This is a genomic window from Actinoplanes italicus (assembly GCF_003001815.1).
Taxonomy (GTDB): Bacteria; Actinomycetota; Actinomycetes; order Mycobacteriales; family Micromonosporaceae; genus Actinoplanes; species Actinoplanes italicus.
In genome coordinates this window covers 674776-689527 of record NZ_PVMZ01000002.1, presented here as the reverse complement: position 1 = coordinate 689527, position 14752 = coordinate 674776, and the positions used below count along the sequence as shown (strand labels likewise).

At 69.3% G+C, this 14752-nt stretch carries 14 protein-coding genes; 7 read left to right on the top strand and 7 right to left on the bottom strand.

What is annotated here, in order from left to right; genetic code table 11:
* Window positions 1-11: 11 nt before the first annotated feature.
* From CLV67_RS07090 to thrS, 3 genes are all read left to right on the top strand, one after another.
* Window positions 12-1007 carry an endonuclease/exonuclease/phosphatase family protein gene (locus tag CLV67_RS07090; RefSeq protein WP_106316479.1) on the top strand — a complete coding sequence of 332 codons (996 nt, stop codon included), beginning with the start codon at window positions 12-14 and terminating at the stop codon, window positions 1005-1007.
* Window positions 983-1543, top strand: coding sequence for a GNAT family N-acetyltransferase (locus CLV67_RS07085; RefSeq protein WP_239165985.1), 561 nt, complete (start codon window positions 983-985; stop codon window positions 1541-1543). The genes CLV67_RS07090 and CLV67_RS07085 overlap by 25 nt, the downstream gene beginning before the upstream one ends.
* A gap of 147 nt (window positions 1544-1690) precedes the next feature.
* On the top strand, window positions 1691-2911 hold the full coding sequence (gene thrS, locus CLV67_RS07080; RefSeq protein ID WP_106316321.1) for a threonine--tRNA ligase: 1221 nt from the start codon (window positions 1691-1693) through the stop codon (window positions 2909-2911).
* Here the strand turns inward: thrS and cimA are convergent.
* Complete coding sequence (gene cimA, locus CLV67_RS07075; protein WP_106316320.1) at window positions 2878-4464, bottom strand: citramalate synthase; 1587 nt, start codon at window positions 4462-4464, stop codon at window positions 2878-2880. The genes thrS and cimA overlap by 34 nt on opposite strands.
* 241 nt (window positions 4465-4705) lie before the next feature.
* On the opposite strand from cimA, the gene CLV67_RS07070 reads away from it, so the two are divergent.
* From CLV67_RS07070 to CLV67_RS07060, 3 genes are all read left to right on the top strand, one after another.
* Complete coding sequence (locus tag CLV67_RS07070) at window positions 4706-5461, top strand: tyrosine-protein phosphatase (protein ID WP_106316319.1); 756 nt, start codon at window positions 4706-4708, stop codon at window positions 5459-5461.
* A gap of 60 nt (window positions 5462-5521) precedes the next feature.
* Window positions 5522-5836 (top strand): hypothetical protein, encoded by a 315-nt coding sequence (locus CLV67_RS07065; RefSeq protein ID WP_106316318.1) that lies wholly within the window; start codon window positions 5522-5524, stop codon window positions 5834-5836.
* Window positions 5837-5946: 110 nt separating this feature from the next.
* Window positions 5947-6402, top strand: a complete 456-nt coding sequence (locus CLV67_RS07060) for a hypothetical protein (RefSeq protein WP_106316317.1) — start codon at window positions 5947-5949, stop codon at window positions 6400-6402.
* Between the two features lie 250 nt (window positions 6403-6652).
* Here the strand turns inward: CLV67_RS07060 and CLV67_RS07055 are convergent, their stop codons facing one another.
* Both CLV67_RS07055 and CLV67_RS07050 read right to left on the bottom strand, forming a co-directional pair.
* Entirely contained in the window at window positions 6653-7750 is a 1098-nt protein-coding gene (locus CLV67_RS07055; protein ID WP_106316316.1) for a branched-chain amino acid aminotransferase, read from the bottom strand.
* Window positions 7751-7895: 145 nt separating this feature from the next.
* On the bottom strand, window positions 7896-8921 hold the full coding sequence (locus CLV67_RS07050) for a 3-isopropylmalate dehydrogenase (protein WP_203736863.1): 1026 nt from the start codon (window positions 8919-8921) through the stop codon (window positions 7896-7898).
* Window positions 8922-9258: 337 nt separating this feature from the next.
* Between CLV67_RS07050 and CLV67_RS07045 the strand changes: the two genes are divergently transcribed.
* The gene (locus CLV67_RS07045) at window positions 9259-9609 is read left to right on the top strand and encodes a hypothetical protein (RefSeq protein WP_106316314.1); all 351 of its coding nucleotides are present in this window, start codon (window positions 9259-9261) and stop codon (window positions 9607-9609) included.
* On the opposite strand, the gene serA is transcribed toward CLV67_RS07045, so the two are convergent.
* The 4 genes from serA to CLV67_RS07025 form a co-directional block, all read right to left on the bottom strand.
* Window positions 9606-11192, bottom strand: coding sequence for a phosphoglycerate dehydrogenase (gene serA, locus CLV67_RS07040; RefSeq protein ID WP_106316313.1), 1587 nt, complete (start codon window positions 11190-11192; stop codon window positions 9606-9608). The genes CLV67_RS07045 and serA overlap by 4 nt on opposite strands.
* A gap of 30 nt (window positions 11193-11222) precedes the next feature.
* Window positions 11223-12236 carry a ketol-acid reductoisomerase gene (gene ilvC / locus CLV67_RS07035; protein WP_106316312.1) on the bottom strand — a complete coding sequence of 338 codons (1014 nt, stop codon included), beginning with the start codon at window positions 12234-12236 and terminating at the stop codon, window positions 11223-11225.
* A 76-nt stretch (window positions 12237-12312) separates the two neighbouring features.
* A complete protein-coding gene (gene ilvN, locus CLV67_RS07030) occupies window positions 12313-12831 on the bottom strand; it encodes an acetolactate synthase small subunit (RefSeq protein WP_106316311.1) in 519 nt (172 codons plus the stop codon).
* On the bottom strand, window positions 12828-14657 hold the full coding sequence (locus CLV67_RS07025) for an acetolactate synthase large subunit (protein WP_106316310.1): 1830 nt from the start codon (window positions 14655-14657) through the stop codon (window positions 12828-12830). Before CLV67_RS07025 ends, ilvN begins: the two co-directional genes overlap by 4 nt.
* Window positions 14658-14752: the final 95 nt, after the last annotated feature.

Sequence of the window (14752 nt, the reverse complement as noted above, 5' to 3'; positions counted from 1 at the left end):
ACGTCGCCGCCATGACGATCACCGACGCACCGCCCGTGGCTCGACCGGCCCGTCGGAGACGCGTCGTCTGGACTGTATTGCTCTGGCTGTCCCTCGTCCCGGCGGCGATCTGGCTGCTGGCCCGCACGTCCGGCTGGCAGGCCGGCCTCTGGGTCCAGTTCCTGGCCTTCACGCCGTACGTGGCGGCCGCGACCCTGCTCCCGGCCATCGTGGCGCTGATCACCCGCCGGTGGGTCACGGCGGCGGCGGGGGTGCTGATCGCGTTCGGGTTCGGAGCGGCCGTGGTACCGCGTCTGGTCACTGACGGCGACCGGGGCCCGTCCACCGGGGTCGAGCTGCGGGTGATGACGGCGAACGTGCTGTTCGGCGGCGCCGACGCGTTCGAGGTCGTCCGGCTGGTCCGGGAGAACCGGGTGGACGTGCTGGCCCTCCAGGAGTTCACCGAGGGCAGCCAGGCGGCGCTGAAGGCGGCCGGGCTGGAGGCGATCCTGCCGTTCCAGCAGCTCGCCCCGGAACCCGGTGCGAGCGGCTCCGGGCTGTACTCGCGCTACGACTTCGCCGAACAGGCCGCCAAGCGCAACGACGGCGGTTTCCAGCAGGCGCACGCGGCGGTGCAGGTGCCAGGCGCCGGGACGATCTACGTCGAGTCGGTGCACCCGCTCGCGCCGTCCCACCCGGACACGATCTCCGGCTGGTCGGCCGACCTGCGCGACCTGGTGCCCGCCGAGGGCGGCCTGCCCAAGATCCTGCTCGGTGACTTCAACGCGACCCTCGACCACAAGCAGTTTCGGGATGTGATCGCGACCGGTTACCGGGACGCGGCCGACGCCGTCGGCAAGGGCTGGATCGCGACCTGGGGGCCGTACGACTCCGATCCGATCCCACCGGTGACCATCGATCACGTGTTGGTGGATGAGCGCATCGGCGTGAAAGATGTCCAGGTGCACGATGTGAAGGATTCCGATCACCGCGCGGTGATCGCATGGGTGACGGTTCCGGCGGCATGAGCGACGTGACGATCCGTCTGATCAGCCCGGTCGACGCCGAGGAGATGGCGGCCCTGATCAGGGCCAACCGGGAACACCTCGCCCCGTGGGATCCGTTGCGTGAGGAGAGCTACTACTCCACCGAGGGGCAGTGGCAGGTCATCTCCGACTCGCTGCGGGCCGGGAACGCGCTGCCGCACGCGATCGTCGAGGGCGGCCGGATCATCGGCCGGGTCAACCTCTCCAACGTCGTGCACGGCGCCTTCCAGTCGGCCAATCTGGGTTACTGGGTGGCCGCCGACGCCGCCGGGCGCGGCGTCGCGACCGCGGCGGTCGCGGCGGTGCTGGAGGCGGCATTCCTCACTTATGGCCTTCATCGGGTCGAGGCGGGCACCATGCTTCATAACGTACGGTCGCAGCGCGTCCTCGAACGTGCCGGCTTCGAGCGGTTCGGGATGGCACCGGGTTACCTGAAGATCGCGGGCACCTGGCAGGACCACTACCTCTACCAGCTCCTGTCGGAAAACTGGCTGGCCCGCCGCACCGACGCTCCCTAGCATCGTGGGCATGATGCTCAGCGCGATGACGACCACGCCGGGAAGTCCCGGCGACGAGTCGATGCTGAGCTAGAAGCGACGACCGGCCCCGGGCGACATGCCCGGGGCTTTGTCGTCCGGGGTCCCCGATGAGAGCGAGACCCAGAAATGTCCATCGATCACCGCAGGCTCGGCCGCGAGCTGGACCTCTTCGACTCCGACCCGCTGATCGGCGCGGGCCTGCCGTTCTGGCTGCCCGCCGGCGCGGCCGCCCGTCACGAGGTGGAGTCCTACCTGCACGATCTCGAGCGGCGGGCCGGTTATCGGCACGTCTACTCGCCGGCGCTCGGCAAACGCCGGATGTACGAGTTGTCGGGCCACTGGCGCAACTTCGCCGACGACATGTTCCCGCCGATGCGGCTGGGCGACGACGAGCTGGTGCTGCGCCCGAGCCTCTGCCCGCATCACGCGTTGATCTTCCGGTCGCGCGGCAGGTCGTACCGTGAACTGCCGTTGCGCATCGCCGAACTGGGCCCGATGTACCGGGCCGAGCGGTCCGGCGTGGTCGGCGGCCTGTCCCGGGTGCGCCAGATGCTGCTCAACGACGCGCACATCTTCTGCGCCGAGGAGCAGGCCGGCGCCGAGGTGGCCGGCGTGCTGGCACTGATGCGGCGGGTGCACGCCGCGCTCGGCATGGGCCCGGTCTCCTACCAGCTGTCGCTGCGCGGGCCGGGAAAGGAGTACGGCGGGGACGACGACTCCTGGGCACGAGCCGAGTCCCTGCTGCGTGGAGCCCTGGCCGATGCCGGGGTGGAGTACGCGGCGGTGCCGGGTGAGGCAGCGTTCTACGGCCCGAAGATCGACATCCAGGTCGCCGATCCGTCCGGCCGGGAGTGGACCCTCGCGACCGTGCAGATCGACTACCACCAGCCGGAGCGGTTCGAGCTGGAGTACGTGGACGCGGGCGGCGAACGCAAGCGGCCGGTGATGGTGCACCGCAGCCTCGCCGGGTCGATGGAGCGGCTGTTCGGGCACCTGATCGAGGTGCACGAGGGCGCATTCCCGGTCTGGTACGCGCCGGTCCAGCTGGCCGTGCTGCCGATCGGCGCCGACCAGGACGCGGCGGCCCGGTCGTTCGCCGCGGAGGCCGCCGATCTGCGGGTCGACGTGGTTCACGACGGCTCGGTCGGCGCGCGCATCCGCGACAACCGCAAGGTGCCCTACATCGCCGTGATCGGCGCCCGGGAGGCGTCGTCAGGTGAGGTGGCCCTCCGGCTGCGGGACGGCAGCCAACTGGACCCGATGCCACGGGCGGCGGCGATCGAACTGATCAGAGCCGCCGCCCGGGATCAGCGTCAGGCCGGAGCGGAAGTGCGCGCCAAGCCGTAGGTCAGGGCGTCCACCAGAGCCGTCCAGGAGGCCTCGACGATGTTCTCGTGCACGCCGACGGTCGTCCACTCGCGGTTGTGGTCACTGGTCTCCAGCAGCACCCGGGTCACCGCGTTGGTGCCGTGGCTGCCCTCCAGGATCCGCACCTTGTAGTCGGTCAGCTCGAACGACTTGAGGTGCGGGTAGTGGCCGGTCAGCGCGGTGCGCAGCGCCTCGTCCAGCGCGTTGACCGGGCCGTTGCCCTCGGCCGTGGCGATCACACGTTCACCGCGTACCCGGACCTTGACCGTCGCCTCGGAGACGACCGTGCCGTCCTCGCGATGCTCGACGAGCACCCGGTACGACTCCAGGGTGAACGGGCGTGCCAGATCGGCACCGGGCAGTTCGCTGCGAACCAGCAGCTCGAACGAGGCGTCAGCGGCCTCGAACGACCAACCGGTCGCCTCCAGGTCCTTGACCTTCCGGGTCACGGAGGTCAGGGTGTCCGGGTGGCCGGCCAGGTCCAGTCCGAGCTCACGGCTCTTGAGCTCGATGCTGGCCCGGCCGGCCATCTCCGTTACCAGGATCCGCATGTCGTTGCCCACAACCGACGGGTCGACGTGGTTGTAGAGCAGCGGATCCACTTTGATCGCGCTCGCGTGCAGCCCCGCCTTGTGAGCGAATGCGGCAGCCCCGACGTAGGCCTGGTGGGTGTCGGGGGCGATGTTGGCGATCTCGGCGAGCGCGGTGGAGACCCGCGTCGCCTTCTCCAGGCATCCGTCCGGTAGGACCTTCAGCCCGAGCTTGAGTTGCAGGTTGCTGACCGTGGCGAACAGGTCGGCGTTGCCGGGGCGCTCGCCGTACCCGTTGGCCGTGCACTGGAAGTGCTTCACACCGGCCTCGACGGCGGCGACCGTGTTCGCGACGGCGCAGGCAGTGTCGTTCTGGCAGTGGATGCCGAGCCGGTCCGGGGTCACGCCGGTCCGCTCGACGACCTCGTTGATCGCCTTGGTCACCATCGACGGAAGCATGCCGCCGTTGGTGTCACACATGACGACCCGTTCGGCGCCTGCCTCGATCGCGGCCTTCACGACGCTGGCCGTGTACTCCGGGTCGTACCGGAAGCCGTCGAAGAAGTGTTCGCAGTCGACGAACGCCCGGCGGCCGTTGGCGACCAGGTGCCGCACGGTGTCGCGGACCATGGCCAGGTTCTCGTCGCCGGTGGTGCGCAGTGCCCGTTCCACGTGCCGGATGTCGGACTTCGCGACCACGCAGACGACCGGAGTCCCGGCATCCAGCAGTGCCTTGACCTGGGGGTCCTCGGCAACGTCGACGCCCGCCTTGCGGGTGGCGCCGAACGCCACGAGGACCGCGTGTTTCAGGTCCAGTTCGGTCTTCGCCCGTTCGAAGAACTCGGTGTCCTTGGGCATGGCGCCCGGCCAGCCGCCCTCGATGAAACCCACACCGAACTCGTCCAGCAGGCGTGCGACCGCGAGCTTGTCGGCGACCGTGTAGCTGATTCCCTCACGCTGCCCGCCGTCACGCAGCGTCGTGTCGAACACCTGGTAGTCCATCGGAGTCCTTTCCGTCGATCACCCACGACCACAACAAAAAGACCCCCCGCGGATGCGGGAGGTCTGCGCGTCGGCGAGAAGTCAGCCGGCGCGCTAGGTGCGAATAATCAGCACGGTGTGGGTCACGGTCCGAAGCATGCCACGAGATGGGACGACAGGAGCCGGAAATCCACTGAGTGGGACGACGGGAGTGACGAAATCAACCGGTGAGGGGGTCGCCGTCGCCGGATAGGTTGGAGCCGTGGCGGCCGAATCTCATTCACGAAGCATCCCGTTCTCGAAGGCCTACAACTTCCGTGACGTGGGCGGTTACGCCGGTCTCGACGGGCGGAGGGTCCGCTGGCGGCGGCTGTTCCGAGCCGACTCGCTGCACCGCATGCGCGATGCCGACGGCGAGGCCTTCGCCGCCCTGGGCATCCGCACCGTGATCGACCTGCGGCGCGAGTTCGAGGTGGAGAAGTTCGGCCGGGTCCCCGAGGAGCACGGCGTCGACTACCACAACCTGGTGATCCGGCACGTCGAGTGGGACGGCCTCGAACGCCCCGTGGACGCGCTGCACCCGCGCTGGCTCGCCGACCGCTACCTCAACTTCGTCGAGGACGGCAGCGAGGGCATCGCCGAGTCACTGCGCGTGATCGCCGACCCGGTGGCCGCGCCCGTCGTGGTGCACTGCATGGCCGGAAAGGACCGCACCGGCACGGTCTGCGCGCTGACCCTGTCGCTGCTCGGGGTGTCCGACGAGGACATCGCCGCCGACTACGCCCTGACCACCGAGGCGATGCGCCCGCTCACCGAGTACCTGATGCAGGCCAGCCCGGAGACACTGCGCGGCAACGAGCACATGTTCCACTCCCCCGCCGAGGCCATGCAGATGTTCCTCGACGACCTGCGCGGCCTGCACGGCTCGGTCGAGGCCTACGCCAAGGACATCGGCCTCACCGACGACGAACTGCACTCGATGCGGTCACACCTGCTCACCGCCCCCGAGTCGCACTAGGCGTGCGACAGCATGGTAAGCGACTACCCTTCAAGGAGCATCTAGCGGTACGCTAACCCCATGCCCTCACAGGTCCATGAGGTACTCATCGACATGTTCCGCGGCCGCCCTTCCCTGGCCGCGGAACTCCTGGACGGTCCGTTGCACGACGTCCTCCCCGACTACGACGAGGCCCACCTGGCCTCCGCCGACCTGACCGACGTGGCCCCCACCGAATACCGGGCCGACGCCGTCGTCACCCTGACCCGGATGGGCGAGATCGTCTTCGCGGTCGTCGTCGAAGTGCAACGGCGCGTCGACAAAAGAAGCGGCGAAGTTGGCCCGCCTACGTCACGACCCTGCACGCCCGCCTGGGCTGCCCGGTCGACCTCCTGATCGTCTGCCCTGATCAGAAGGTTGCTGACTGGGCGGCCAAGCCGATCGACATCAGCCTCTCGCCGTCAATCATCCATCCGCTGGCCTTCGGCCCAGAACAGACACCACTCGTGACCGACCTGGATACCGCTCGGCGGCTACCCGAGCTGACCGTGCTGTCTGCCCTCGCCCACGCGAACCGTTCCGACCCGATTCCGCTGTTCGAGGCGCTGTTCGCAGCCCTCGAGGTCATCGATTCACCCCGCGCCGGCATTTACCATGACTTTGTGCGCGGCAATCTACCGGCAGCATCCCGCAAGCTCCTGGAGGATCTCGTGAGCGCCACCAAAGACCGATACTTCAGCGACTGGGCCCGCCAGCAGCACGCCGAAGGCATGGCTGAAGGCATGGCTGAAGGCAGGGCAGGCTCCATCATCACGGTTCTCACCGCACGCGGCATCGAGGTTTCCGACGAGGCCCACGCGAAGATCAACGCCTGCACCGACCTCGAACAACTCGACCAGTGGATCCAGCGAGCCGCTGTCGCAGAACGAGTCGAGGACCTGGGCGGCTCACTAGCCGCTTAAGGCCAGACCGGCTGTCGCACACCGCTGACTCAGGCCGCCCGAGACAGCGGTAACGCACAGCCACAACCCACCAGCTGTCGCACACCGCTGCCTCAACCCGCCCGAGACAGCGGTGGCGCACAGCCGGGCGGACGGGCTTTGCGCGGGACGGCGCGCTGCGGCCTGGACGGGCCGCAGCGCTCGCGTAGTGGATCACGGGACGGGGTGGAATGCGTTTGTGGGCGCTTCCTTCCGTACCGGCGGAAAGGTTTTAGAGGACTCGGTGGACCCAGCCGAAGGGGTCCTCGGCCCGGCCGCGCTGGATGTCGACCAGCTCCTTGCGGATGGCCATGGTGACCTCGCCCGAGCCGCCGTCGGCGACGGTGAAGGCGCCGTCCTCGCTCTTGATCGTGCCGATCGGGGTGATCACGGCTGCCGTGCCGCAGGCGAAGGCCTCGCGGACCCGGCCGGACGCCGCGCCCTCGCGCCACTCCTGCAGGCTGATCGGGCGCTCCTCGACCTTGCGGCCGGCGCGCTCGGCCAGCTTGATCACCGAGTCGCGGGTGATGCCCGGCAGGATCGTGCCGGTGAGCGGCGGGGTGATCAGGCTTCCGTCGTCGAGGACGAGGAAGACGTTCATGCCGCCGAGCTCGTCGATGTACTTCCGCTCGATCGCGTCGAGGTAGACGACCTGGTCGCAGCCGTGTTCGGAGGCCTCGGCCTGCGCCGAGAGACCGGCCGCGTAGTTGCCGCCGCACTTCGCCGCGCCGGTGCCGCCGGGGGCCGCACGGGTGAAGTCGGGGGTCACCCAGATGCTGACCGGCTTGACGCCGCCGGAGAAGTACGGCCCGACCGGGGAGGCGATGACCAGGTAGAGGTACTCGTTGGCGGGGCGGACGCCGAGGAACACCTCGCTCGCGTACGCGAAGGGGCGCAGGTAGAGGCTGCCCTCGGGGTCCTCGGGGATCCAGTCGCGGTCGATCTTGATGATCTCGTGCAGGGACTGGAGGAACGTCTCGACCGGCAGGGCCGGCATCGCCATCCGGCCCGCTGACTGGTTGAACCGGTTGGCGTTGGCGTCGGGGCGGAACATCGCGACACCACCGTCGGGCGTCTTGTACGCCTTCAGGCCCTCGAAGATCTCCTGCGCGTAGTGCAGGACGGCGCTGGCCGGGTCCATCGGGATCGGCGCGCGGGCTTCGACGCGAGGCTCATACCAGCCCTTGCCGTCGGCGTAGCGCACCGTGACCATGTGGTCGGTGAAGATGCGGCCGAAACCGGGGCTGGCCAGCAGCGCGGCGCGGTCCGCGTCGCTGACGGGTGCCGGGTTCGGACGGATCTCGAAGTCGAGGTGGTCACCACCGCTCATAACAGGTGGACCTGCTTTCTGCGCAGAAGTTTGGAAGCATGCATGGGGGCACCCGTAGTGCCCCATGAATTTACCCCGAACGGTCGTTAAAAAATAATGACCATGGGTAACGAGCCCCGTAGGGCTGGGTGACGGACCGACCTGCTCAGACGGCGGCGGCGACGCGGTCGCCGACTTCGGCGGTACGCAGTGGCGCGCCCGGGGCCCGGGACGCGACCTCGGCCGCGACCGCCTCGGTTACTCGCCGGGCCTCGTCGAGCTTGCCCAGGTGCTCCAGGAGCAGGGCCGCGGAGAGGATGGCGGCCGCCGGGTCGGCGATGCCCTTGCCGGCGATGTCCGGCGCGGAGCCGTGCACCGGCTCGAACGTCGACGGGTAGATCCGCTCGGGGTTGACGGAACCGCTGGCCGCCATGCCGATGCCGCCGGTCACGGCAGCGGCGATGTCGGTGAGGATGTCACCGAAGAGGTTGTCGGTCACCACGACGTCGAAACGCTGCGGGTTGCTGACCATGAACATGCTGGCCGCGTCGATGTGCTGATATTCCGTGGTGACCTCGGGGAACTCCGCGGCGACGGCGGCGAACGCCCGTGACCACAGGTTGCCGGCGTGGGTCAGCACGTTGGTCTTGTGCACCAGGGTGACGTGGCGGCGGTCGCGGCGCTGGGCGCGGGCGAACGCGTCGCGGATGACCCGCTCGACGCCGTGCCGGGTGTTCAGGCTCTCCTCGGTGGCGATCTCGGCGGGCGTGTTCTTGTGCAGGACGCCGCCGGCGCCGACGTAGAGACCCTCGGTGCCCTCGCGGACCACCACCATGTCGATCTCACCGGGCTTGACGCCGGCCAGCGGGCTGGTGGTGCCGGGCCACAGCTTGGAGGGGCGCAGGTTCACATACTGGTCGAAGTCGAAGCGGAGCTTCAGCAGCAGGCCGCGCTCCAGGACGCCCGGCGGGACGCTCGGGTCGCCGATGGCACCCAGCAGGATGGCGTCGTGACCGGCCAGCTCGTCCTCGACCGACTGCGGGAGGACCTCACCGGTGCGGTGGTAGAGGCGGGCGCCCAGGTCGTACTCGTTGTAGGCCACTCCGGGGAGGACGGCGTCGATGACCTTGCGAGCCTGGGCGGTCACCTCGGTACCGATGCCGTCACCGCCGACAACCGCGATCCGCGCCACGCTCACGTCAACTCCCCCAACCATTCTGGTGAACCCCGGCCAGGCTACCCGCCCGTCCCGATCATCGGACGGACAGTCCCATCCAATGGACGGAACGGGAATGCGAACAGCCCCCGGACCGCGGCAAACGGTCACGGGGGCTGAAGCGACGAGAAGTCCCGCCGGGATGCACACCGCTCGCCCCGGATCCGGGCACCATCACCCGAAGACAGGCCCGGTCAAGACGTGCGGCTAGGGGACAACGCTAGCGATGCGGACTAAAGACGCGCAAGGCGCACGCCCGCGTGTCGGGCATCCGGTTCGTCGCGTACGCCCGCGGTAGTGGCACCATGCGCCGGTGAGTTTCGACCTAGTGGTGTGGGCCATGGGCCAGACGGCCGAACCGGACGCGGTCCGGGACGCCAACGCACGCTGCACTCGCGGCGAGCATCCGCATCGGGCCGCCGATCCTCGTGTCGTGGCCTTCTACGACGCTGTGACCAGCCATTACCCGGACCGCGGGCCGGGCGCGGCGGAGCCGGGCTCGCCGTGGGCCGCCGCTCCGCTGCATGCCGAGGCCGACCACATCCACATGAAACTCGACGAGAACTGTGCCGACATCGTGCTCGAGATGATCGAGAAGTACGCCGCACAGTTCCATCTCGACCTGCTCGACCTCCAAGACGGCTCGGTCTACCGCGCCTTCTAGTCGTTGCGCAGGTCCGCCACGGCGGCCCGGGAGGCGCCGATCACCGCGCCCACCCCGGCCAGCAGCTCCGGCGTGACGGGCGAGTCCACGGTCAGCACCATGAGCGCCTCACCACCGGCCGCCCGGCGGGCCACGCGCATGGCGGCGATGTTGATGCCGGCCGTGCCGAACGCCGTGCCGATGGCGCCGACGACCCCGGGACGGTCGGTGTAGGAGAGGAACACCAGGACACCCTCGGCCGGCAGGTCCAGATCGAATCCGTCGACCTCGGTGAGCCGGGTCCCGGTGACGGTCACCGCGCCGGCCACCACGACGGAGCGGCCGTCCGGCAACGCGCCGTGCACCACCACGAGGCTCGCGTGCTCCCCGGCGTCCTCGGCCGTGGCCAGCCGGACCTCGACACCGCGGTCGGCGGCCAGCTGGGTGGCGTTCACATAGGTCACCCGCTCGTCCACGATCGGCGCGAACAGGCCTTTCGCCGCGGCCAGCGGCAGCACCGACAGATCGCGGCCCGCGATCTCGCCGCGCACCTCGACCGTCACACCGTCGGCGACACCACCCGCGACCGCGGTGAGGATCCGGCCGAGCTTCTCGGCCAGCGGCAGCAGGGGGCGCACGTCCTCGTCGACGGCGCCTCCGGCCCGTACGTTCACCGCGTCCGGGACGAACTCGCCACGCAGCGCCAACCGCACGCTGCGGGCCACGGCCAGTCCCGCCTTGTCCTGCGCCTCCACGGTCGAGGCGCCCAGATGCGGCGTGACCACCACGTTGTCCAGTCCGAACAGCGGTGACTCGGTGAGCGGCTCGGTCTCGAAGACGTCCAGCCCGGCGCCCGCCACCCGGCCGTCGATCAGCGCCTCGGCCAGCGCCCGCTCGTCGACGAGCCCGCCGCGGGCCGCGTTGACGATCCGGAGCCCCGGCTTGACCAGCGCGAGTTCCTTCTCCCCGATCAAACCCAACGTCTCAGGCGTACGGGGAAGGTGCACCGAGACGAAGTCACTCTCCCGCAGCAGCTCCGGGAGCTCCACGAGGTGCACACCCAGCTGGGCCGCGCGGGCCGGCTGTACATAGGGGTCGTAGGCGATCAGGCGTACGCCGAAGGCCGCCATGCGCTGCGCGAACAGGACGCCGATCCGCCCCAGGCCGACCACCCCGACGGTTTTGCCCTGCACCTCGACCCCGGTGTAGGCCGAGCGCCGCCAGGCGCCCGCCTTGAGCGCCGCGCTCGCCGCCGCCGTGTGCCGGGCCACCGCCAGCAGCAAGGCCACCGCCTGCTCGGCCGCGGAGACGATGTTGCTGGTCGGAGCGTTGACGACGAGCACACCGCGGGCGGTGGCGGCGGGGATGTCGACGTTGTCGAGACCGACCCCGGCGCGGGCCACGACGCGCAGCCTCGTGCCGTGCGCGAGGGCCTCGGCGTCGACCCGGGTGGCACTGCGAATGATCACCGCATGCGCATCGGGCAGCGCTCCGAGGAGCGCTGCCCGATCCGTGCCGTCGATCCGTCTAACCTCGAAGTCCTCGGCCAGCACGTCGAGCGCGGCCGCTGCCAGTTCCTCGGTGACGAGCACTACTGGACTCATGGGCCTCGATGTTAGAGGCCTTTTTCATGATCAGGCGGTCTCGGTGATGGGCCGGTCCACCCAGCTCATCATGCCGCGCAGCTTCGCACCGGTGATCTCGATCGGGTGCTTGGCGGCCTCCTCGCGGAACTTCTTGAGCTCCGGCGCGCCGGCGTCGTCGTCCGCGATCAGGCGGCGGGTGAACTCGCCGGACTGGATGTCGGCGAGGATCTTCTTCATCTCCTCCTTGACCGACGCGTTGATCACGCGCGGGCCGGAGACGTAGTCACCGAACTCGGCGGTGTCCGAGACGCTGTAGCGCTGGCGGGCGATGCCGCCCTCGTACATGAGGTCGACGATCAGCTTGAGCTCGTGCAGGCACTCGAAGTAGGCGATCTCGGGGGCGTAACCCGCCTCGGTCAGCACCTCGAAACCGGTCTGTACGAGCGCGGACGCGCCACCGCAGAGGACGGCCTGCTCACCGAAGAGGTCGGTCTCGGTCTCTTCCTTGAAGGTGGTCTTGATGACGCCGGCGCGGGTGCCGCCGATCGCCTTCGCGTAGGAGAGAGCGAGCGCCTGGCCGTCGCCGGTCGGGTCCTGCTCGACCGCGATCAGGGCCGGGACGCCCTTGCCGTCCACGTACTGGCGGCGGACCAGGTGGCCCGGGCCCTTCGGGGCGACCATGGCGATGGTGACGTCGGCCGGCGGCTTGATCAGCTCGAAGCGGATGTTCAGGCCGTGGCCGAAGAAGAGCGCCTTGCCCGCGGTCAGGTTCGGCTCGATCGACTCGGCGTAGATCTTGCGCTGCGCGGTGTCCGGCGCGAGCACCATGATCACGTCGGCCCACGCGGAGGCCTCGGCCGGGGTCTTCACGGTCAGGCCCTGCTCCTCGGCCTTCGGACGGCTCTTCGAGCCCTCCTGCAGACCCACCACGACCTCGACGCCCGAGTCGCGCAGCGACAGCGAGTGCGCGTGGCCCTGGCTGCCGTAGCCGATCACGGCGACCTTCTTGCCCTGGATGATCGACAGGTCGGCGTCGCCGTCGTAGAACACTTCCGCGGTCATGACTTCCTTCTTCTCTGGCTTTGCTGGGAGAGCCTTCAGTCCGCTTTTCGGGCGGCGGGTGGGGCGGTCGGATGGACTAGGCGGCGCGGAGCGCGGGGCCCGTGGTGATGGAGCGGGATCCGCGGCCGATGGCCACGAGGCCCGACTGGACCATCTCCTTGATGCCGTACGGCTCGAGATCGCGCAGCAACGCATCCAGTTTGTCGGGATTACCGGTGGCCTCGATCGTCAGGGTGTCCGGAGCGACGTCGATCACTCGCGCCCGGAACAGCTCGACGGTCTCGAGCACCTGGCCGCGCTGCGCCCGATCGGCACGCACCTTGACCAGCAGGAGCTCGCGCTGGACCGACTGGGCCGGGTCCAGCTCCACGATCTTCAGGACGTTGACCAGCTTGTTGAGCTGCTTGGTGACCTGCTCCAACGGGGACGAGTCCGCGTTGACCACGATCGTGATGCGGCTGACGTCCGGGTTCTCCGTCTCGCCGACCGCCAGGGAGTCGATGTTGAAGCTGCGCCGGGAGAACAGGCCGCTCACCCGGGCGAGCACACCGGGCTTGTTCTCGACCAGCACGGAGAGCGTGTGTTTGTTGGTCACAGGTCGTCCTCTTCGAACGTCGGGCGCACGTCCCGGGCGAACATGATCTCGTCGTTGCTGGTGCCGGCCGGGACCATCGGCCACACCATGGCGTCCTTGCCGACCGTGAAGTCGATGACCACCGGGGCGTCGTTGATCTCCATGGCCTGCTTGATGACCTTGTCGACGTCGTCCTTCGACTCGCACCGCAGGCCGATGCAGCCGAGCGCCTCGGCCAGCTTCACGAAGTCCGGGATGCGGTGCTTGTGCGTGCCCAGCTCGGTGTTGGAGTAACGGCCGTCGTAGAACAGCGTCTGCCACTGCCGGACCATGCCCAGGTTGCCGTTGTTGATGACGGCCACCTTGATCGGGATGCCCTCCAGCGCGCAGGTGGCCAGCTCCTGGTTGGTCATCTGGAAGCAGCCGTCGCCGTCGATCGCCCAGACCGTGGTGTCCGGCTGCGCGACCTTGGCGCCCATCGCGGCCGGGACCGCGTAGCCCATCGTTCCGGCGCCGCCCGAGTTGAGCCAGGTGCCCGGCTTCTCGTACTTGATGAACTGGGACGCCCACATCTGGTGCTGACCGACACCGGCGCAGTAGATCGCGTCCGGGCCGACGATCTCGCCGAGCCGCTCGATCACGTACTGCGGGGCCAGGGTGCCGTCGGTCGGCTCGTCGTAGCCCAGCGGGTAGCGCTCGCGGATGTCGTTGAGCGTGGCCCACCAGGCGGCGTACTGCTCGGTGCCGCCCGCGGTGGCGGAGACCGCAGCGATCAGCTCGTCGATCACGTGCCGGGCGTCGCCGACGATCGGGACGTCCGCGTGCCGGTTCTTGCCGATCTCGGCCGGGTCGATGTCCGCGTGCACGATCTTGGCGTCCGGCGCGAACGAGTCGAGCTTGCCGGTCACCCGGTCGTCGAAGCGGGCGCCGAGCGTGATCAGCAGGTCCGACTTCTGCAGCGCGTAGACGGCCGGAACCGTGCCGTGCATGCCGGGCATGCCCAGGTGCTGCGGGTGCGAGTCGGGGAACGCGCCGATGCCCATCAGCGTGGTGACCACCGGGATGCCGGTGAGCTCGGCCAGCTTGCGCAGCCCGTCGGTGGCGCCGGCCTTGTGGACGCCGCCACCCACGTACAGCACCGGGCGCTTGGCCGCCGCGATGAGACGGGCCGCCTCACGGATCTGCTTGCCGTGCGGGTGCAGGGTCGGGCGGTAACCGGGCAGGTCCAGCGTGGGCGGCCACTGGAACGTGGTCTGCGAGGTCAGCACGTCCTTCGGGATGTCGACCAGGACCGGGCCGGGACGGCCGGTGAGCGCCAGGTGGAACGCCTCGGCCAGGATCCGGGGCAGCTCCTCGGCGTTCTGCACCAGGAAGTTGTGCTTGGTGATCGGCAGGGTGATGCCCTGGATGTCCGCCTCCTGGAAGGCGTCCGTGCCGATGTACGGCCGGCCGACCTGACCGGTGATCGCGACGATCGGCACCGAGTCCATGTACGCGTCGGCGATCGGCGTGACCAGGTTGGTGGCGCCCGGCCCACTGGTCGCGATGCAGACGCCGACCCTGCCGGTGGCCTGCGCGTAGCCGGTGGCGGCGTGACCGGCGCCCTGCTCGTGGCGCACCAGGATGTGCCGCACCTTCGAGTCGAACAGCGGGTCGTACGCCGGAAGGATCGCCCCGCCCGGAATGCCGAACGCGACCTCGACCCCGAGTGCCTCGAGTGACCGGACGAGCGCGCCGGCACCGGTCGTGGCTACCGGGGCCACGGTGGTGGGAGCGGTGTTCACGGCCGCCGCGACGGTGGCCGGCGTGGCTCGGTGGGCGAGGGTTTCAGGAGTGGGTCTAGTCATGGCAGTTCAGACCTTTTCGGTAAGCGGTCCCGGCACTTGAGCAACAAAAAAGGCCCTCGTGCGGAAGCACGGGACCTAGCGCACCCTCCCCAAGG